Source organism: Enterococcus sp. AZ011, assembly GCF_050548355.1.
GTDB classification, from domain to species: domain Bacteria; phylum Bacillota; class Bacilli; order Lactobacillales; family Enterococcaceae; genus Enterococcus; species Enterococcus faecalis.
In genome coordinates this window covers 1,698,108-1,716,682 of sequence record NZ_CP172959.1, presented here as the reverse complement: position 1 = coordinate 1,716,682, position 18,575 = coordinate 1,698,108, and the positions used below count along the sequence as shown (strand labels likewise).

Annotated in this window: 20 protein-coding genes, 1 tRNA gene and 1 other RNA gene; 18 read left to right on the top strand and 4 right to left on the bottom strand. The window is 36.6% G+C overall.

Features of this window, described 5'->3' with window-relative positions; translation table 11 throughout:
- Window positions 1–141: 141 nt before the first annotated feature.
- The 9 genes from IGL36_RS08330 (at window position 142) to IGL36_RS08290 (ending at window position 6,594) form a co-directional block, all read left to right on the top strand.
- Entirely contained in the window at window positions 142–342 is a 201-nt protein-coding gene (locus tag IGL36_RS08330; RefSeq protein ID WP_002357053.1) for a cold-shock protein, read from the top strand.
- Between the two features lie 71 nt (window positions 343–413).
- A complete protein-coding gene (locus tag IGL36_RS08325; protein WP_002378444.1) occupies window positions 414–686 on the top strand; it encodes a hypothetical protein in 273 nt (90 codons plus the stop codon).
- A 612-nt stretch (window positions 687–1,298) separates the two neighbouring features.
- A tRNA-Ile gene (locus tag IGL36_RS08320) sits at window positions 1,299–1,372 on the top strand.
- Window positions 1,373–1,401: 29 nt separating this feature from the next.
- On the top strand, window positions 1,402–2,343 hold the full coding sequence (hemH, locus tag IGL36_RS08315; protein WP_002357056.1) for a ferrochelatase: 942 nt from the start codon (window positions 1,402–1,404) through the stop codon (window positions 2,341–2,343).
- A 754-nt stretch (window positions 2,344–3,097) separates the two neighbouring features.
- A complete protein-coding gene (locus IGL36_RS08310; RefSeq protein WP_181035210.1) occupies window positions 3,098–3,469 on the top strand; it encodes a type II secretion system protein in 372 nt (123 codons plus the stop codon).
- Window positions 3,459–3,893: a competence type IV pilus minor pilin ComGF gene (comGF, locus tag IGL36_RS08305; protein WP_002398461.1), complete on the top strand. Its 435-nt coding sequence runs from the start codon at window positions 3,459–3,461 to the stop codon at window positions 3,891–3,893. Before IGL36_RS08310 ends, comGF begins: the two co-directional genes overlap by 11 nt.
- Window positions 3,893–4,246 (top strand): competence type IV pilus minor pilin ComGG, encoded by a 354-nt coding sequence (gene comGG / locus IGL36_RS08300; RefSeq protein WP_002360027.1) that lies wholly within the window; start codon window positions 3,893–3,895, stop codon window positions 4,244–4,246. Before comGF ends, comGG begins: the two co-directional genes overlap by 1 nt.
- Window positions 4,247–4,374: 128 nt before the next feature.
- Complete coding sequence (locus tag IGL36_RS08295) at window positions 4,375–5,382, top strand: class I SAM-dependent methyltransferase (RefSeq protein WP_002357063.1); 1,008 nt, start codon at window positions 4,375–4,377, stop codon at window positions 5,380–5,382.
- 24 nt (window positions 5,383–5,406) lie between these two features.
- Window positions 5,407–6,594: an acetate/propionate family kinase gene (locus IGL36_RS08290; RefSeq protein ID WP_002398460.1), complete on the top strand. Its 1,188-nt coding sequence runs from the start codon at window positions 5,407–5,409 to the stop codon at window positions 6,592–6,594.
- A gap of 111 nt (window positions 6,595–6,705) precedes the next feature.
- On the opposite strand, the gene IGL36_RS08285 is transcribed toward IGL36_RS08290, so the two are convergent.
- The 4 genes from IGL36_RS08285 to IGL36_RS08270 all read right to left on the bottom strand — a co-directional run bounded on the left by IGL36_RS08285 (window position 6,706) and on the right by IGL36_RS08270 (window position 9,240).
- Complete coding sequence (locus tag IGL36_RS08285) at window positions 6,706–7,179, bottom strand: universal stress protein (protein WP_002357065.1); 474 nt, start codon at window positions 7,177–7,179, stop codon at window positions 6,706–6,708.
- A gap of 177 nt (window positions 7,180–7,356) precedes the next feature.
- Entirely contained in the window at window positions 7,357–7,689 is a 333-nt protein-coding gene (locus IGL36_RS08280) for a hypothetical protein (protein WP_002357068.1), read from the bottom strand.
- 7 nt (window positions 7,690–7,696) lie between these two features.
- Window positions 7,697–7,890: non-coding RNA, 6S RNA (ssrS, locus tag IGL36_RS08275), on the bottom strand.
- Window positions 7,891–7,962: 72 nt separating this feature from the next.
- On the bottom strand, window positions 7,963–9,240 hold the full coding sequence (locus IGL36_RS08270; protein ID WP_002360030.1) for a replication-associated recombination protein A: 1,278 nt from the start codon (window positions 9,238–9,240) through the stop codon (window positions 7,963–7,965).
- Between the two features lie 128 nt (window positions 9,241–9,368).
- Between IGL36_RS08270 and IGL36_RS08265 the strand changes: the two genes are divergently transcribed.
- From IGL36_RS08265 to aspS, 9 genes are all read left to right on the top strand, one after another.
- Entirely contained in the window at window positions 9,369–10,046 is a 678-nt protein-coding gene (locus IGL36_RS08265) for a DNA-3-methyladenine glycosylase (protein ID WP_010717036.1), read from the top strand.
- Window positions 10,003–10,488, top strand: a complete 486-nt coding sequence (locus IGL36_RS08260; RefSeq protein WP_010717035.1) for a DUF3013 family protein — start codon at window positions 10,003–10,005, stop codon at window positions 10,486–10,488. The genes IGL36_RS08265 and IGL36_RS08260 overlap by 44 nt, the downstream gene beginning before the upstream one ends.
- A gap of 15 nt (window positions 10,489–10,503) precedes the next feature.
- Window positions 10,504–11,451 carry a 50S ribosomal protein L11 methyltransferase gene (gene prmA, locus IGL36_RS08255; RefSeq protein ID WP_002357075.1) on the top strand — a complete coding sequence of 316 codons (948 nt, stop codon included), beginning with the start codon at window positions 10,504–10,506 and terminating at the stop codon, window positions 11,449–11,451.
- 1 nt (window position 11,452) lies between these two features.
- Window positions 11,453–12,205: a 16S rRNA (uracil(1498)-N(3))-methyltransferase gene (locus tag IGL36_RS08250; protein WP_002357078.1), complete on the top strand. Its 753-nt coding sequence runs from the start codon at window positions 11,453–11,455 to the stop codon at window positions 12,203–12,205.
- Between the two features lie 214 nt (window positions 12,206–12,419).
- A complete protein-coding gene (locus IGL36_RS08245) occupies window positions 12,420–14,633 on the top strand; it encodes a RelA/SpoT family protein (protein WP_002357079.1) in 2,214 nt (737 codons plus the stop codon).
- Window positions 14,634–14,656: 23 nt separating this feature from the next.
- On the top strand, window positions 14,657–15,103 hold the full coding sequence (gene dtd, locus IGL36_RS08240; protein WP_002357080.1) for a D-aminoacyl-tRNA deacylase: 447 nt from the start codon (window positions 14,657–14,659) through the stop codon (window positions 15,101–15,103).
- Between the two features lie 139 nt (window positions 15,104–15,242).
- Entirely contained in the window at window positions 15,243–15,464 is a 222-nt protein-coding gene (locus IGL36_RS08235; RefSeq protein WP_002383130.1) for a hypothetical protein, read from the top strand.
- Window positions 15,461–16,762 carry a histidine--tRNA ligase gene (gene hisS / locus IGL36_RS08230; RefSeq protein WP_002362049.1) on the top strand — a complete coding sequence of 434 codons (1,302 nt, stop codon included), beginning with the start codon at window positions 15,461–15,463 and terminating at the stop codon, window positions 16,760–16,762. The genes IGL36_RS08235 and hisS overlap by 4 nt, the downstream gene beginning before the upstream one ends.
- A gap of 17 nt (window positions 16,763–16,779) precedes the next feature.
- The gene (gene aspS / locus IGL36_RS08225) at window positions 16,780–18,549 is read left to right on the top strand and encodes an aspartate--tRNA ligase (protein WP_002360034.1); all 1,770 of its coding nucleotides are present in this window, start codon (window positions 16,780–16,782) and stop codon (window positions 18,547–18,549) included.
- Window positions 18,550–18,575: the final 26 nt, after the last annotated feature.

Sequence of the window (18,575 nt, the reverse complement as noted above, 5' to 3'; positions counted from 1 at the left end):
GAAGTAGTATGGTATTATAAATAAGTAATCAATTTTGACATGTAACGAGAGCGCTATACATAAGACTATAATTCTCCTTTTGCTTATCAAACATTTTTTGCAACAAATCGCATACAGGGTATGCACAAGGAGGAAACATATATGAACAACGGTACAGTAAAGTGGTTTAACTCAGACAAAGGTTTTGGATTTATTACAGGTGAAGATGGCAATGATGTATTTGCTCATTTTTCAGCAATTCAAGCGGATGGTTTTAAGTCATTAGAAGAAGGACAAGCAGTAACTTTTGATATTGAAGAAGGACAGCGCGGTATGCAAGCTGTTAATATTTTTAAAGCATAATAAAGGTTTTGGTAAAACGTTCCAATTTAATTGGAACGTTTTTTTTATAAGATTAAATTGATAGGCTCTGAATGTTGAAAACGAAAGGAGATCATCATATGGGATTTGGAAAATGGAAAGAAGTTATACCATCAGATAAAAGTAAACAGTTTGAAGAAGGACAGAAAGTATCATTTATTTACAGAAAAGAAATTAGAAGTGGTATAATAGCTGTTTTATTAATTAATTCAGCAGTAATTAACATTATAGACAGTTCTAAGCCAAAAAACAAAAAAGAAAAAACAGTAATTAGTTATGAGAAACTATTATCGATGTATCAATTAAAAGACCCTAGTTTAGATTAGGGTCTTTGTGTTAAACTTAAGACAAGGATTTATGGCATGCTCTTTTTTCTAAACAGATTCTTTACGTGTTAAAGGATCTGTTATTTTTATTTAAAAATTGTTAGCTAGTTAGAGCAAATGGTTCGTAATCATTCGGTTGATTGTTCGAATTTATCATAGTAGTTAAAACGAAATTATCATGTGTATATAGAAAACACCTACTGAAGACGCACAGTACTTCCCCAAGTTGTGTATGTTTAGTAGGTGTTTATTTATAATTGTATATTTGAATTATAAATAAAATACAATTGTTTTGTAAAATGAAAACTTGAAATTTAAAAAAGAAAGCGGTAAAATATCTTTACCAAACAATTTTATTTTTCATTTTATTACTACCTCTTGCCGCCTTTCCCCAATGAGGCGGCATCTTTTTACATAAAAATATTGAACTAAAAAAATAGATATTGTAAAATATTGATACATATTTAAACTCTTATTTTTTACGCAGACCGCCTTTTCTCAATAAGACGGTCGTTTTTTTGTTGAAAATTGAAAATCAGTAAAGTAAAATTATTATATATTAAGCTATAACCAGTAAGAACTATTTTATCCCCAATAAGCTAGTTATTACTTGGACCATTAGCTCAGCTGGTTAGAGCAAAAGGCTCATGACCATTCGGTCGATGGTTCGAATTCATCATGGTCGATAATAGAATTAGACAGGTAGTGAATTATTTTGAAAAGAACAGGAATTCTCTTAGTGAATTTAGGAACACCAAAAGATTCTTCCAAGACGGAAGTAAGGAAGTATTTAAAAACTTTTTTATCAGATAGAAGAGTAATAAAAATACATCCTATAATTTGGAAACCGATTTTGAACGGTATTATTTTGAATATACGTCCAAAAAAATCAGCAAAACTCTATCAAAAAATTTGTACTGAAAATGGATTTCCTCTTTTGGAATATACTGAGAAACAAATGGAAAATTTGAAAAATATATGTCCAGAAGTGGAAGTTACAATTGGAATGTCATACAGTGAACCGAGTATAGAAACTGCTCTAGATACATTATTATCAAAAGAGATTGAAGAACTCAATGTCATACCAATGTATCCGCAATACTCTGGGACAACGGTAGGATCAGTGTTTGATTCCGTTATGAATTATTTTATAAAAAGTGATAGGATAGTGGATATTAAATTTATTCGATCATTTTACAATAATCCACAGTATATAGGTTACTTTTCAAAAAAAATAAATGAAGCTTTGAATGAAAGTCCAATAGATGCTATCGTTTTTTCATACCACGGAATTCCTATGTCTTATGTAAAAGATGGGGATAACTACCCGGAGGAATGTACTAAAACAACAAAATTAATAATGGATAAATTAGGAGATATTCCTTATTATCAAACCTATCAATCGAAATTTGGGCCATCTGAATGGTTAAAACCAGCAACTGATGATACCTTGAAAAAATTACCATCAAAAGGTATTAAAAATATATTAATTGTTGCACCAGGGTTTGTTGTAGACTGTCTAGAAACAATAGAAGAATTGGAACACGAAAACAGAAACTATTTTTTAGAAAATGGTGGGGAATTCTACAAATATGTTCATCCATTTAATGGGGATATTGAATTTGCAAAATTAGTAAAGGACATTATTTCTTTGTAGTAATTTGTTTCAGTTTTTTATTTTAGTTTGAATTTATTAAACAATTTATTCAGGTTTTGCACGAATATATTTACTGGTATAGCATATAGTAGAATTAAGCAAAAATTAAACGGCTTATCTCCAGTTCAGCATAGGAAATAAGCCGCTTAAAAAAGCTTGATTTTTTTGCACTGCAGTTCGAGTCCTGTATGATCCATAAAAATACGTTGTATGAAAAGTCAATTCTTTTGAGATATTTTTGACTTCCTAATTTGATATACTGCGGAAAGTATCTGAGAATTTATTTAACACATTTTTTATTTACTAAAGAAAGTAAAGATCAGAGCTGTGCAAATAGAAATGATTAAAAACATCCCAATGTCATCATCTAATGTTTCAAAAATTTCAACAGGTTTCATAAAATGTTTAATTATTTTTTTCATTATATTCACCTCAAAAAGAGAATAGAATGAAATATTCTACTTATCCATTGATATATCTAACGATTGACTTACAAAATTGAAACAAAAGCCTAAAAGTCAGTTGGTGTGCTTATTATTATAATACAAAAAAGACCTCCATTCTTTTAAGAATAAGGTCTTTTTTTCGTAGTCGCCTTGTAGGCAAACTATTTCAGTTAGCCGTATTCTAAACTCAATAAAATGTCAAATACTCATACGTGTATTTTTACCACAAAATTTACCACAGATTTGCGGTATTATTTACATATCTTAGATTATCAAAAATGACAAAACAGCTATTTAATGCGTATTGTATGATGTTTTTGTTCCTTAAATTGTTACGGAATTTCAGATGGGGAGTGGCAAATATACGAAGAAAATTAACTATTTATAGCGGTTTTATTTTATTAGAGAGTCTCGTTAGTTTTAGTATTGTATGTGTGGTAGCAGGGATATTCTCCCTGGCTATTACACAATTAATTCAGCAAAATTATCAACGGGAGCAAGAATTAACGCGCACTCGTCTAGGATACGAAGCAATTTTATTTTTAGAGCAGACGGGTGATTTACGTTTCAAAGAGCGGATATATCAAGGAGAAACTTACCGATTTTCTTTGATGGAGAACGAGGGAAGAAGGATACTAAAAGTCACAGATTCAAGAGGAGCGATTTTGATTGGTCAATAAAAAATATGCGGGTTTTACAATATTAGAGTGTTTAGTAGCACTAGTCGTTTTAAGTTGTATGTGTCAATTGTTTCAGTTGATGATTCAACAAAGTTTTATCGGAAATCAATATTTGAAAAACAATGATTCGAAATCCTGGCATATTTTTTTAATTCAATTAGAAAAAGAATGTCAAAAGCTCGTTTTCCAAACAGGCTCTGCTCAAGAGATTTCTTTCCTCGACTCAGAAACAAACAAGACTATTTCAATTCAAATCAAAGAAGATAAAATTATTAAGCGAGTCAATGGTAAAGGCTATCAACCGCTGTTAATTGGTATCAAAAATGGACAGTTTAAAAATGAAGGACAATCGTTTACTTTGGAAGTTACTTTTACTTCTGGAAAAACATTTGATAGTTTTTTTCCGATAAAGGGAGAATTTTAATGAGGCAAAAATATTCAGGAAACTTATTGTTCACGGCCATGGCCTTTGTTTATTTGATGAGTTTTCTCGCCCTTCAGTTACTAGAAGAACGTCAGTTAACACAAAAATTTACGCAAGCTACCCAGGAATACTATGCAGGGAAAAGTATCCTTCATTTATTTCTTGCAGATGTTAAACAAAATAGACGAAAGTTAAAAACAGAAGAAAGGCTCGTATACGCGCAAGTGACCCTCGATTATACATACAAAAATGAACAATTAAGAATAACTGTTTTATTAAACAAATCTGGTCGAAAATACCAATATCAAGAGAGAGTTTCTCATCAAAAAAAAGCGGAAACAATACTGGAATAGCGTTGTTTTTCTACAAATTATTAGATTTTAGAAGAAAGACAGTAAAGGCATTGATTATTCTTTCTTTTTTCGTTAAAATAAAACAGGTATGGAAGTTGTTACATTTTGAATAGAATAGAGGTGCTAATTTGTTCCCAGAAAAAATTGAAGAGGCTTTCGAGCCAATGGAACAAGCAATCCAGTTATTGCAACAGTCATTGGATACTTCTTTTTTAGATGCGTATATTGAAAATGGTGAAAATATTTTAGATGATTTTCAAGTACGAGTACTTGACGGAGTACCTAATCCAGAGACAGTGAAACAATTAGAAACGCTGTATCATACGATTAAAAAAATTGATTTAGCTCCTGAAGATGTGCGACGCTTGTCCCAATTACTTTTGTTAAAAGGAACGAGAAAAGAGCAGCTTCAAGCAAATCATCAATTGACACCAGACGGTATTGGCTTTTTGTTTGTTTATTTAGTAGAACAATTAACAAATAAATCAGAGCCATTAAAAATTTTAGATCCTGCTTCAGGAATGGGAAATTTACTGTTAACGGTTCTGCTGAACCTTGAAACAGCTGGTTACAAAGTTTCTGGTTATGGTGTGGATATCGATGAAACACTTTTGGCAGTATCTTCTGTGAACAATGCTTGGTCACAAGCCAATATTCAGTTGTTCCATCAAGACGGATTGCAAGATTTGTTATTGGATCCAGTTGATTTAGCATTAAGTGACTTGCCGATTGGCTATTATCCAAATGATGAGCGAGCAAAGGGATTTGCTGCTGCTGCGGAGGAAGGCCATAGTTATGCGCATCATTTATTAATGGAGCAAGCTATGAAATACGTGAAGCCAGCAGGGTTTGGCTTATTCTTAATCCCGACCAATATTTTAGAGACTGAGCAAAGTGAATTCTTTAAAAATTGGTTGACAAAAAACGTCTATTTACAAGGAATGATACAGTTACCTGATGAATTGTTTAAGTCAGAACAATCACGTAAAAGTATCTTGCTTGTTCAAAACAAAGGTGCAGATGCTGAGCAAGTGAAGGAAGTTTTGTTAGCAAAACTTGCCTCTTTGAAAGATATCAATAAAGTAACGGAGTTCTTTAAACAATTTGAAGCTTGGAAAGCTTCAAATTTAAAATAAAATAGTAACGAAGAGGAGAAAATTATGTCTAAAACAATTGCAATTAATGCAGGTAGTTCAAGTTTAAAATGGCAATTATACCAAATGCCAAATGAAGAAGTGATCGCTAAAGGAATCGTTGAACGTATTGGCTTAAAAGATTCTATCTTCACAATTAAATATGGTGAAGGACAAAAATATGAAGTAATTGTTGATATTGATAACCATGAAGTGGCAGTAAAAATGTTACTAGACCAATTAATCGACTTAAACATTTTAGGTTCTTATGATGAAATTACTGGTGTTGGTCACCGTGTAGTTGCTGGTGGAGAAGAATTTAAAGATTCTGTTGTTATTACAGACGAAGTATTAGAAAAAATTGAAGCTTTATCTGAATTAGCACCTTTACACAACCCAGCGAATGCAATGGGGATTAAAGCATTTAAACATATCTTACCAGAAATCATTAGCGTGGCAGTCTTTGATACGTCGTTCCACACAACAATGCCAGAACACAACTATTTATATAGTGTACCGCGTGAATACTATGAAAAATTTGCTGCACGTAAATATGGGGCACATGGAACTAGTCATCGTTATGTCTCTCAACGTGCTGCAGAAATGTTAGGTCGTCCAATTGAAGACTTAAAAATTATCACTTGTCACTTAGGTAATGGTGCTTCAATCACTGCAGTTGATGGTGGTAAATCAGTCGATACATCAATGGGCTTCACTCCTCTTGCTGGCGTTACAATGGGGACTCGTTCAGGGGATGTTGATGCGTCACTATTGCCTTATTTAATGACAAAACTTGGCTTGACTGATGTACAAGACATGGTTGATATTTTAAACAAAAAATCTGGTTTATTAGGTTTAACAAATGGTTTATCAAGCGACATGCGCGATATTCAATCAAACTTAGATAAACCTGAAGTTCAAACAGCATACAACATTTTTATCGATCGTATTCGTAAATACATTGGTAGCTATGTCACTGTTATGAATGGCGTTGATGCGATTGTCTTTACTGCTGGAATCGGTGAAAATGCAGTTGACGTTCGTAAAGATATTATTGATGGCATGACTTGGTTTGGTTGTGAAATCGATGATGACAAAAATAATGTACACGGTGAAGAAGCAGTTATCTCAACTGATGATTCAAAAATCAAGCTTCTATTAGTACCAACTGACGAAGAGTTAATGATTGCCCGTGACGTAGAACGTCTAAAATAATTAAACGAACATACCTTGTGAGATGCTCTCACAAGGTGTGCTTAATAGGTAAATAAGAAAAAACTGAGCCAACTATCAAAAGTGATAGTTGGCTCAGTTTCTTCTTATTTTTTATTTTTCTTCATTTTTTGGTAATTTGTTGTCTAAATCCGTCCGTACAACGAGAACATCGCAGCTAGCGTTACGGATAACTGATTCAGAGACAGAGCCAATAAATAAACGCTCAACGGCATTTAATCCAGTTGCTCCTAACATAATTAAATCAATGTTGTATTCTTTTGGTAATTCTTTGGCAATAATGTTCTTAGGAGAACCATAGGCTAGAACGCTAGAGACTTTTGTTTGTCCCATATCCACCGCTTGTTGTTGGTAGGTGTCTAAGGTTTCTTTTGCCATTGACATTGCTTCTTCTGCTAGCGCACCATCAAAAGAGGACACTGATTGGAAAGAGCGCGTATCAACAACATGTGCTAATAGTAATTCAGCATCGTTTCGTTTAGCGACGTTGACCGCTTTTTTAAAGGCTAAGTCTGCTTCGTCAGAACCATCGATTGCTATCATAATTTTTTGATATTGTTGTAACATAATAACCGCTCCTTTCAGCGTAAAAAAAATCATTAATTGTTTCTATAATAATTGTAAAACAAACAAAGAAAAAAAGAAACTGAAACCGCTTCTTTTTTTCTGAATATTGGCATTTTTTTGTAAAAAAAACTTCGTTCAAAAAAATCTTTTTGAACGAAGTTTTAAATTCATCGTCTTTTATGACATTTTTTTTGCAAAAGTTAAACTAAACAACGTTGAAAGTAATAAAACAAAAAAGATAAAACCAATTGACAATAACGGGCGATTAAAAATAGCCGCTAGAACACCTAGAATGGCGATAATCAAGTAATAACGCCCAAAACGTTCGATAAACTGTTGACTTTCTGTTGCAGTTTCTTTTTTTAAGAGTGGTAAAAAAGCTGCACTTTTCTTCATCAAATAATAACTGGCTACGCCTGTGACAACGGCGAGTAATAGTACGAGTATACGAATCATCTTGTCCTCCAAAAAAAAACAACTTGCCAGAGCAAATTGTTTAGAAATCTTCATAAAAATGGTAAAATCCGTCGATGCCGGTAATCGTCCTAGAGTATTGAACCCGCAAGATAAGCAGGTGGGTTCCTCGATCGCAGTATTGAACTACCAAAAGAAAAGGCATGTTACCAACTTTGATACAAGCAGGATCCCTAGATATCAATAAAAATGTTCGGTCAACACAGTGAAAGGACAACGCGTACATCACAGATTTACCATCTTTATAATAGCATACTCTCTCAAAATCGGCAACGAGATTGTTTCTTTTTTTGAAAGCGTATTATTTTGTTATTTTTTCTGTTTCCATTCTTGGATACGCTTGAGTTGCTGATGTAAGGCTTGTTCATATTTACCAATATCAATCGGTTCGTAATAACGTGCCTCTTTTAATTTGTCAGGTAAGTATTGCTGATTGACCCAACCGTTTTCAAAATTATGTGGGTATTGATAACCAATGCCACGGTTTAATTCTTTGGCTCCAGCATAGTGGGCATCACGTAAATGATCAGGAACATCTCCCACAGAGCCTTGTCGAATATCTGCCAAAGCAGCATCAATCGCTGTGACTGCAGAATTTGATTTTGGCGATAAACATAAATCAATGACGACACTAGCTAGAGGAATCCTAGCTTCTGGAAACCCTAGCTTTTCGGCGGCTTGAACAGCGGTGACTGTCCGAGCGGCGGCCGCAGGATTCCCAAGACCGATATCCTCGTAAGCAATGACCATTAAACGACGACAAATAATCGGTAAATCACCTGCTTCAACTAAGCGACCCAAATAATGAAGTGCAGCATCTACATCGCTTCCTCGGATCGACTTTTGGAAAGCGGAAATCACGTCATAATGGGCATCGCCATCTTTATCATGGGTTAAGGCTTTTCGTTGCACGCACTCTTCAATAATCGGTAAGGTGATCTTAATTTCGCCTTGTTCATTTTTGGGTGTTGATTTAACAGCTAATTCTAGTCCATTTAGCGCACTACGTAAGTCACCGTTCGTTGCGCGTGTCAAATGTTGTAATGCTTTTTCTTCTAAGTGGACGGGATAATCGCCTAAGCCACGTGTGCTATCGGTTAAGGCTTCTTGAATCGCTTGCTGAATGTCTGTTTCTGTTAAGGGCTTTACTTCAAAAATTTGCGTGCGACTACGAATCGCAGGGTTAATTGTAATATATGGATTTTCGGTAGTGGCTCCAATCATAATAATTCGTCCGTTTTCTAAATGAGGGAGCAAAAAATCTTGTTTTGTTTTATCTAATCGGTGAATTTCATCAAGCAGTAAAATCACTGTGCCACTCATTTTGGCTTCTTCAGCAACGATTTGTAAATCTTTTTTGGTGTCTGTGGCCGCGTTCAACATGCGAAAGGCATAATTTGTTGAACCAGCGATTGCGCTGGCAATACTGGTTTTTCCAGTGCCAGGCGGCCCATAAAGAATCATCGATGAAAGCATTTTGGCTTCGACCATCCGACGAATAATTTTACCAGGGCCGACTAAATGTTGTTGACCAACTACTTCGTCTAAGTGACGAGGTCGCATTCGATAGGCTAAAGGTTGTTGCATAAAAGGACCTCCTTTTTCATAATCATCTTATTATAACATAAAGAACGTACATTCGCTTTTTGGTGGTTTTTTGGGTTTTAGATGGATATAGCGGAAGGTTTCGTGTATGATAGGGAGTGGTGAAAGAAATGAAAGAAACGATAAATATCTTTAACACAAAAACAACTGAAGAAGTGGCGCAACACTTGTTAGGGATGTATTTAGAGCACGAAACAGCAACAGGCGTTTTAGGTGGGTACATTGTGGATGCAGAAGCTTATTTAGGTCCTGATGATGAGGCGGCCCATAGCTTTGGCTTGAGAAAAACGCCACGCTTACAAGCCATGTATGACAAACCAGGCACGATTTATTTATATACTATGCACACGCATTTAATTTTAAATATGGTGACACAAGAACAAGGCAAACCACAAGGGGTGATGATCCGCGCGATTGAACCTGTTGAAGGTGTCGACAAAATGATTGAAAATCGCCAAGGACGTCAAGGCGTGGAATTGACCAATGGACCAGGTAAATTAGTTGCAGCCTTAGGAATTGATAAGCAATTATATGGGCAGTCGATTTTTTCTAGTTCGTTACGGCTCGTGCCAGAAAAACGAAAATTTCCGAAAAAAATTGAGGCACTACCACGAATTGGGATTCCCAATAAAGGTCGTTGGACAGAGTTGCCTTTAAGATACGTCGTGGCTGGCAATCCATATATTTCTAAACAAAAAAGAACAGCAGTAGACCAAATAGATTTTGGCTGGAAGGATGAAGAAAATGAAAAAAGCAACAATGCTCACATACTTAGAGGAACAACTTGAAAAACACTTAGCAGATTACGAAGTAGGCCTTGATTGGGATCGTAAAAACCATACCATCGAAGTCATTGTTCGTTTATATGCAGAAAACAATGAGCAAGTGGCGATTGATGATGTTGATGGTACGCTTTCAGAAGAAGAATTCATTGAATTTGAAGATGGTTTGTTATTTTACAATCCGCAAAAGTCTTTCGTTGATGACGAAGAGTATTTAGTCACAATTCCTTATGAAGGAAAAAAAGGGCTACGCAAAGCAGTTTTAGACGGATTCATTCACTATTTAAAAGTGGTTTTAGATGAAGGGCAAAGTGATTTGTTAGACTTTTTATCAGATGAAACAGCGGAAGTTTTTGAATTGCATTGGGAGCCAGCAGATTTTGAAGCGATGATTAAAAAAGTGGCAGAAACAGAAAAAGAACAATGGATTGCGTATCCAAGTTATTAATTTAGAGGTGAGAACATGAAGTGGACAGAAGTAAAAGTAGAAACGGCTAGCGAAGCAGTTGAAGCAATTTCAAACATTATGATGGAAGCTGGCGCAAGTGGTGTGGCCATTGAAGATGCGTTGGACATTGAAAATTTTGAAAGTGATCTGTATGGGGAAATTTTAGATAAAGAGCAATTCACCCACATTAAAGAAGGGGCGATTGTGATGGCTTATTTTCCTGAAACAACCTTCTTACCAGAAATTTTACCATTTATGAAAGAAAATATTTTACGCTTGCCTGAGTACGGCTTATCCATTGGTAAAAACGAAATGACAATTAGTGAAGTAGCAGAAAGCGACTGGGCAACTGCTTGGAAAAAATATTATCATCCTGTCCGTGTCACACGATTCTTAACGATTGTGCCAAGTTGGGAAGCCTATCACGCACAAGATGAAGCAGAAAAAATTATCACATTGGATCCGGGCATGGCTTTCGGTACAGGTACGCATCCAACGACTCGTTTAACCTTGCAAGCTTTAGAAACTGTTTTACGTGGTGGCGAAACAGTTCTAGATGTAGGAACGGGCTCTGGTGTTTTGAGTATTGCAAGTCGCTATTTAGGGGCTAAAGACGTCTACGCATATGATTTAGATGAAGTAGCAGTTGCAGCGGCAAAAGAAAATATGGATTTAAATCCTATTGCGGCCGATGTTCATGTGTCAGCCAATGATTTACTAAAAGGGATTGACCATTCTGCTGATGTAATCGTCGCAAATATTTTGGCAGATATTATTGTGTTAATGATTGAAGATGCTTGGCGTTTGCTAAAACAAGACGGTACCTTCATTATTTCTGGAATTATTGAAGATAAAAAAGCAATGGTTTTAGAAGCACTAACGAAAGTCGGTTTTGTGGTGGACCAACTCTTTAATCAAGGCGATTGGTATGCGATTATCTTGAAGAAACCAGAGGAAGAGTAAAATGCAACGGTATTTCATGAAAGAAGATTATCAAGAAAAAGATTTGTATAAAGTCGCAGATGAAAACTATCATCATATTGTGCGAGTTATGCGAATGACGCCGAATGATCGTTGTTATTTAGTATTTCAAAATAAAACTGCCATTTTAGCTGAGATTGTGGAAATTGATTCAACATCTGTTTACTTTAAAGAAATTAGTAAAGAAGAAATGGACAAAGAATTGCCAATTGAAGTGACGATTGCGTGTGGGTTACCAAAAGGGGACAAGTTAGAATGGATTGTTCAAAAAGGCACGGAGCTAGGTGGCAATCAGTTTATCGGCTTTCCTGCGAAAACTTCCGTTGTCAAATGGGACCACAAAAAAAGAGCAGCCAAAGAAAAAAGATTACAAAAAATTGCCACAGAAGCGGCGGAGCAATCGCATCGGCAGCAGACACCAAGTGTTTCTTTGGTGGAAAAAACACAAGAAATCATTGCGCAATTTGACTCATATGACACAGTCTTGGTTGCGTATGAAGAATCAGCAAAACAAGGAGAAAAAAGTCAATTAGCACAAGTATTATCCACTTGCCAGCCAGGCGCACGTTTGTGTGTGCTCTTTGGACCTGAAGGTGGCTTTGCACCGCAAGAAATTGAACAATTTCTGCAGGCTGGGGCGAAACTTTGCGGGTTGGGTCCGAGAATTTTACGAGCAGAAACAGCACCGTTGTATCTTTTAAGTGCGGTTAGCTACCAAATGGAACTTTTAAATTAAACGAAAGCCCGCCTGTAAAATTCTTGTAGGCATTCTCTTTGAATAAACAGAGAGTAAAAAAGCGACAGTGATTGAAATTTAAGGGAAATTTAGTATAATAGAGTTGTTGAAAGTGCTACTGTTTCAAGTGGTACTTTTCTTTTTTATTAAAATAGATAAAACGTGAACGAAGTGTTCTTTATCCAAAGGTCACCTTCATAGAGGAGTGAATACCATGCCAAAAGAAGAAATACTGACAGGCCCAGCGGTCATCAAAATTGTAAGTACCTATATGGGACCAGAACATGTTGAGTTGGTTCAAAAAGCATTAACTTATGCTGAAAAAGCACACGAAGGTCAAGTCCGACAATCAGGTGAACCTTACATCATCCATCCGATTCAAGTGGCAGGCATTCTGGCTGAATTACATATGGATCCCCATACTGTAGCAACAGGATTTTTACATGATGTTGTCGAAGATACGGACGTAACACTGGACGATTTAAAAGAAGAATTTGGCGAAGACATCGCAATGTTAGTCGATGGCGTAACGAAACTAGGAAAAATTAAATATAAATCTCATGAAGAACAATTAGCCGAAAATCATCGGAAAATGTTATTGGCAATGGCGCAAGATTTACGGGTCATTATGGTGAAACTAGCCGATCGTTTGCACAATATGCGCACATTAAAACATTTACGTGAAGATAAGCAACGACGGATTGCGCAAGAAACTTTAGAAATTTATGCGCCTTTAGCACATCGCTTAGGGATTAGTCGAATTAAATGGGAATTAGAAGATACGGCCTTACGTTATATTAACCCCAACCAATACTATCGAATTGTTAATTTGATGCAAAGCAAACGCGATGAACGTGAAGCTTATGTGGCAGAAGCAGTCGAAGATATTCGTTTAGCTACGGAAGATTTAGAAATTTACGCAGAAATATATGGTCGACCAAAACATATTTATTCAATCTATCGTAAAATGAAGGACCAAAAGAAACAATTTAATGAAATCTATGACTTATTAGCCATTCGTGTTATTGTCGATTCCATTAAAGATTGCTATGCCGTGTTAGGGGCGATTCATACACGTTGGACACCAATGCCAGGTCGTTTTAAAGATTATATTGCTATGCCAAAAGCGAATATGTATCAATCTATCCATACGACAGTTATTGGACCAAAAGGGAATCCAGTAGAGGTCCAAATTCGGACCCATGAGATGCACCAAATCGCCGAATTTGGGGTGGCGGCTCACTGGGCCTATAAAGAAGGCAAAGCGGAAAAAATTGAAACAGATGAACTGACGAAGCAAGTCGATTGGTTCCATGAAATTATTGAATTACAAGATGAAAGCTATGATGCTTCTGAATTTATGCAAGGTGTGAAAGAAGACATTTTTAGCGACAAAGTCTATGTCTTTACGCCAAGTGGAGATGTAACCGAACTGCCAAAAGGCTCCGGACCACTAGATTTTGCTTACAGTATCCATACTGAAATTGGGAATAAAACAACCGGTGCGAAGGTCAACGGCAAAATGGTACAGTTAGACTATGTCCTAAAAAATGGGGATATTATTGAAGTCCTAACATCACCGAATTCTTTCGGACCTAGTCGCGACTGGTTGAAAATGGTTAAAACAAGTAAAGCTAAAAATAAAATCAAACGTTTCTTTAAAGAACAAGACCGTGAAGATAATATTATTAAAGGGCATGATGCTGTCATTAAATACATGACAGAAATCGGCTTTACACCAAAAGAATTTTTAACGAAGAATAAAATGGCGGAAGTGCTAGATAAATTTAAATTTCAAACGGAAGATGATTTATTTGCGGCAGTAGGTTATGGCGAAGTAAGTGCGCAAGTAGTGTGCAATCGTTTAACAGAAAAAGAACGCCGCGAACAAGAGTTGGAACGCCAACGTCAAGAAGCAGAAGAGTTGTTAAATCAACCAGCTAAAAAAGAATCAGAAAAAATGAAAGTTCGTCATGAAGGCGGCATCGTGATTCAAGGGGTGGACAACCTATTGATTCGTTTAAGCCGCTGTTGTAATCCAGTGCCTGGTGATGAAATCGTTGGTTACATTACCAAAGGACGGGGCGTTTCAATTCATCGTGCGGACTGTCCTAACGTACAACATCAAGAAGAACTAGCACAACGTCTAATTGAAGTTGAGTGGGAAGATACTGAGCACAGTCGCAAAGAATACGCTGCCGATTTGGAGATTTACGGCTATGATCGTAGTGGCTTACTAAGTGATGTTTTACAAGTCATTAGTTCGATGACAAAAAATTTAGTCGGCGTTGAAGCTCGTCCATCCAAAGATAAGATGGCCCAGATTCATGTCACTGTAAAAATTCAAAACCTTTCTCATTTAAAAACCATCGTTGACAAAATTAAAAGTGTACCAGATGTTTATAGTGTTCGTCGAACCAATGGGTAAGTGTTAAAAGTGAGGAAAAAAAGATGAAAGTAGTTATTCAAAGAGTCAGTCAAGCACAAGTTGCGATAGAAGAGCAGATAGTGGGACAAATCAAACAAGGCTTCATGGTGCTGGTGGGCATTCATCAAGAAGACACGCCAGAAGATGTGGCTTATGTTGTTGGCAAAATTAGTAAATTACGTGTTTTTGAAGATGACGAAGGAAAAATGAATCGCAGTATTCAAGAGATTGAAGGATCAATTTTGAGTATCTCTCAATTTACCCTCTATGCAAAAACTAAAAAAGGCAATCGTCCCAGTTTTATTGAAGCGGCTCGTCCAGATGTGGCGATTCCTTTGTATGAATTATTTAATCAACAATTAGAAGCAGAAGGAATAGCGGTAGCCACAGGAGAATTTGGCGCGGATATGCAAGTGTCGTTAACCAATGATGGTCCAGTGACCATTGTGATCGATACACGAGAAAAATAATTGATTTTCCTGTCGGAACCTCTTGACTTTCTAAGAGAACTTTAGTAGTTTATAGATAATATTAAAAATCTACGAAGGAACGAGTAAGTTTCATCTGTCTGCGAAGAGAGAGTTGCCGTGGCTGAGAGCAACTTCAACAGTGAAAGTGAAAGACATTCTGGAGATGGACGGAAGAAAAGCCGTCCCGTTACGAGCGTTAATCGTTGAGGAAAGAGTAAAATCTTTCAAAACTAGGTGGTACCGTGTAAAAGAGACTTTTACGCCCTTGTATGTTCAACATACAAGGGCTTTTTTCATTTTTAGAAAAAAGAAAATGGCGCACACATTTTTGTGGAATGATAGAAGGAGAGAAAGACAATGAGTTATCAAAAACCAAAAGGAACAAACGATATTTTGCCAGGAACTTCTGAAAAATGGCAATTTGTGGAAGAAACAGCTCGTTTGATTTTTAAAGATTATCAATACCAAGAAATCAGAACCCCGATTTTTGAACATTATGAAGTAATATCTCGCAGTGTTGGCGATACTACAGATATTGTTTCAAAAGAAATGTATGATTTTTATGATAAAGGAGACCGTCACGTGACGCTACGTCCTGAGGGGACAGCGCCAATTGTTCGGGCCTTCGTTGAAAATAAATTATATGGTCCGGAATATACGAAACCATATAAAACCTATTACATGGGGCCGATGTTCCGCTATGAACGCCCACAAGCTGGTCGTTTGCGTCAATTCCATCAAATTGGTGTGGAAGCATTTGGTAGTGAAAACCCAGCATTGGATGTTGAAATCATGGCTATGGCTTTGGACTTCTTCAAACAATTAGGCATCCAACAAATCAAATTAGTTATTAATTCTTTGGGGGATAAAGAAACACGTGCTACGTACCGTCAAGCATTAATCGATTATTTAGAGCCCCATATGGCAGAATTAAGCGAGGATTCACAACGTCGCTTACACGAAAATCCATTGCGGGTGTTAGACAGCAAAGATAAAAAAGACAAGGTGATTGTCGCAGAAGCGCCCTCCATTTTAGATTATTTAAATGAACCATCTAAAGCACATTTTGAAGCAGTAACTGATATGTTAGATTTACTAGAAATTCCTTATGAAATTGATAGTAATATGGTTCGCGGCCTGGATTATTACACACACACAATTTTTGAAATTATGAGTGAAGCGCCTAAAATGGGTGCGCAATCAACTATTTGTGCAGGAGGCCGATACAATGGTTTAGTTGAAGAATTAGGCGGCCCAGACACACCAGGTTTTGGTTTTGGTATGGGCATTGAGCGAGTGTTGTTAACAATGGAAGCTGAAGAAGTCGTGATTCCAGCGTTATCTGAATTAGACGCATATGTGGTTGGGATTGGTTCAGAAACCAACGTCGCAGCTTTGCAACTTGTTCAAAGCATTCGTAACTTTGGTTTCTCAGCTGATCGTGATTACATGAATCGCAAACCAAAAGCGCAATTTAAAACGGCCGATAAATTACAAGCAAAATTAGTTTTAACAATCGGTGAAAATGAATTGAATGAAGGCATTGTCAACGTAAAATCAATGGCAACACGCGAAGAAAAAGCCTTCCCGTTAAGTGCTATTCATGATTCATTTGATGAAGTGTATGACGAAATGATGACAAAAATGATTGAAGAATAAAAAGGAGAGATTGAGAAATGGCAAAACGCACAACCTATTGCGGCAATGTATCTGCCGAATTTATTGAAAAAGAAGTTGTATTAAAAGGATGGGTTCAAAAACGTCGTGACTTAGGAGGCGTTATCTTTATTGATTTACGTGACCGTGAAGGAATCGTCCAAGTGGTCTTTAACCCAGAAAAGTCAAAAGAAGCATGGGAAATTGCTGATAAATGTCGTAGTGAATACGTCATCGAAGTTAAAGGTCAAGTCGTTTATCGTGATAAAGAAGCGATTAATCCAAAAATGAAAACTGGCGAGTTTGAAGTGATGGCGACTGATATTACGATTTTAAATACTGCGAAAACAACGCCATTTACCATTGAAGATGACAATAACGTTAATGACGAATTGCGCATGAAATATCGTTATTTAGATTTGCGTCGTCCATCAATGACAAACAACATTAAATTACGTCACCAAGTAACGAAAACAATCCGTCACTATTTAGATAATCATGACTTTTTAGACATTGAAACTCCTTATTTAGGCAAATCAACACCAGAAGGCGCTCGCGATTATTTGGTTCCTTCTCGTGTCCATGCCGGTCATTTTTATGCTTTACCACAATCACCACAACTCTTTAAACAATTATTAATGGGGGCAGGCTTCGATCGCTATTACCAAATCGTTCGCTGTTTCCGTGATGAAGATTTACGAGGCGACCGTCAACCAGAATTTACACAAATCGATATCGAAACGACCTTTTTAACACCAGAAGAAATTCAAACATATACAGAAAATATGTTGGCTGAAGTGATGAAAGAGACAAAAGGAATTGAGATTTCTGTTCCGTTTCCACGAATGAGCTATGACGAAGCGATGGCACGCTATGGTAGCGATAAACCCGACACTCGTTTTGCTATGGAATTAATTGATGTTGCAGATGTAGTGAAAGACGTAGACTTCAAAGTTTTCCAAGCAGCGTTGGAAAATGGTGGACATGTGAAGGCTTTGAATGCAAAAGGCGCCGCAGATAAGTATTCTCGTAAAGATATGGATAACTTAGGTAAGTATGTGAGTCAATTTGGCGCAAAAGGCTTAGCTTGGTTAAAAGTTGAAGAAGATGGCTTAAAAGGACCAATTGCTAAATTCTTAACAGAAGTTAGTGATGAATTAATTGCTGCTACCAATGCAGAAGTCGGTGATATTTTAATGTTTGGTGCCGATAAACCTGAAATCGTAGCCGCTGCTTTAGGTGCGGTACGTACACGTTTAGGTAAAGAATTAGGTTTAATTGATGAATCGAAATTCAATTTCTTATGGATTGTGGATTGGCCGTTGTTTGAATATGATGAAGAAGCTGGCCGCTATGTTTCTGCTCATCATCCATTTACACAACCAAAAGCAGAGGATGTGGCCCGCTTAGCAACAGACCCAGCCTCTGTGTATGCGGAAGCTTACGATGTTGTCTTAAACGGCTACGAATTAGGTGGCGGCTCATTACGGATCCATACACGAGAATTACAAGAAAAAATGTTTGAAACGTTAGGTTTTACAAAAGAAGAAGCACAAGACCAATTTGGTTTCTTGCTAGACGCATTAGATTACGGCTTCCCGCCACATGGAGGGATTGCTTTAGGGCTAGACCGCTTAGCAATGCTATTGGCTGGGGAAGAAAATATTCGTGAAGTGATTGCCTTCCCTAAAAACGGGAAAGCAATTGACCCAATGAACAACGCACCAAGTTTAGTTTCTCCATTACAATTGTTTGAATTAAACATTGATGTAACAGCCATTGACGAATAAGTGTTAAATCCAAAGAAAGAGTGACT

What these genes read in the sequence shown, in the direction of transcription:
- IGL36_RS08310 (WP_181035210.1), top strand. Translation starts at nt 3,098, where the DNA reads ATGATGTTTTTGTTCCTTAAATTGTTACGGAATTTCAGATGGGGAGTG.
- IGL36_RS08280 (WP_002357068.1), bottom strand. Translation starts at nt 7,689, where the DNA reads ATGAAGATTTCTAAACAATTTGCTCTGGCAAGTTGTTTTTTTTTGGAG.
- prmA (WP_002357075.1), top strand. Translation starts at nt 10,504, where the DNA reads ATGAAGTGGACAGAAGTAAAAGTAGAAACGGCTAGCGAAGCAGTTGAA.
- IGL36_RS08330 (WP_002357053.1), top strand. Translation starts at nt 142, where the DNA reads ATGAACAACGGTACAGTAAAGTGGTTTAACTCAGACAAAGGTTTTGGA.
- IGL36_RS08265 (WP_010717036.1), top strand. Translation starts at nt 9,369, where the DNA reads ATGAAAGAAACGATAAATATCTTTAACACAAAAACAACTGAAGAAGTG.
- IGL36_RS08285 (WP_002357065.1), bottom strand. Translation starts at nt 7,179, where the DNA reads ATGTTACAACAATATCAAAAAATTATGATAGCAATCGATGGTTCTGAC.
- IGL36_RS08260 (WP_010717035.1), top strand. Translation starts at nt 10,003, where the DNA reads ATGAAAAAAGCAACAATGCTCACATACTTAGAGGAACAACTTGAAAAA.
- dtd (WP_002357080.1), top strand. Translation starts at nt 14,657, where the DNA reads ATGAAAGTAGTTATTCAAAGAGTCAGTCAAGCACAAGTTGCGATAGAA.
- IGL36_RS08325 (WP_002378444.1), top strand. Translation starts at nt 414, where the DNA reads ATGTTGAAAACGAAAGGAGATCATCATATGGGATTTGGAAAATGGAAA.
- comGG (WP_002360027.1), top strand. Translation starts at nt 3,893, where the DNA reads ATGAGGCAAAAATATTCAGGAAACTTATTGTTCACGGCCATGGCCTTT.
- IGL36_RS08245 (WP_002357079.1), top strand. Translation starts at nt 12,420, where the DNA reads ATGCCAAAAGAAGAAATACTGACAGGCCCAGCGGTCATCAAAATTGTA.
- IGL36_RS08270 (WP_002360030.1), bottom strand. Translation starts at nt 9,240, where the DNA reads ATGCAACAACCTTTAGCCTATCGAATGCGACCTCGTCACTTAGACGAA.
- hisS (WP_002362049.1), top strand. Translation starts at nt 15,461, where the DNA reads ATGAGTTATCAAAAACCAAAAGGAACAAACGATATTTTGCCAGGAACT.
- IGL36_RS08290 (WP_002398460.1), top strand. Translation starts at nt 5,407, where the DNA reads ATGTCTAAAACAATTGCAATTAATGCAGGTAGTTCAAGTTTAAAATGG.
- IGL36_RS08250 (WP_002357078.1), top strand. Translation starts at nt 11,453, where the DNA reads ATGCAACGGTATTTCATGAAAGAAGATTATCAAGAAAAAGATTTGTAT.
- aspS (WP_002360034.1), top strand. Translation starts at nt 16,780, where the DNA reads ATGGCAAAACGCACAACCTATTGCGGCAATGTATCTGCCGAATTTATT.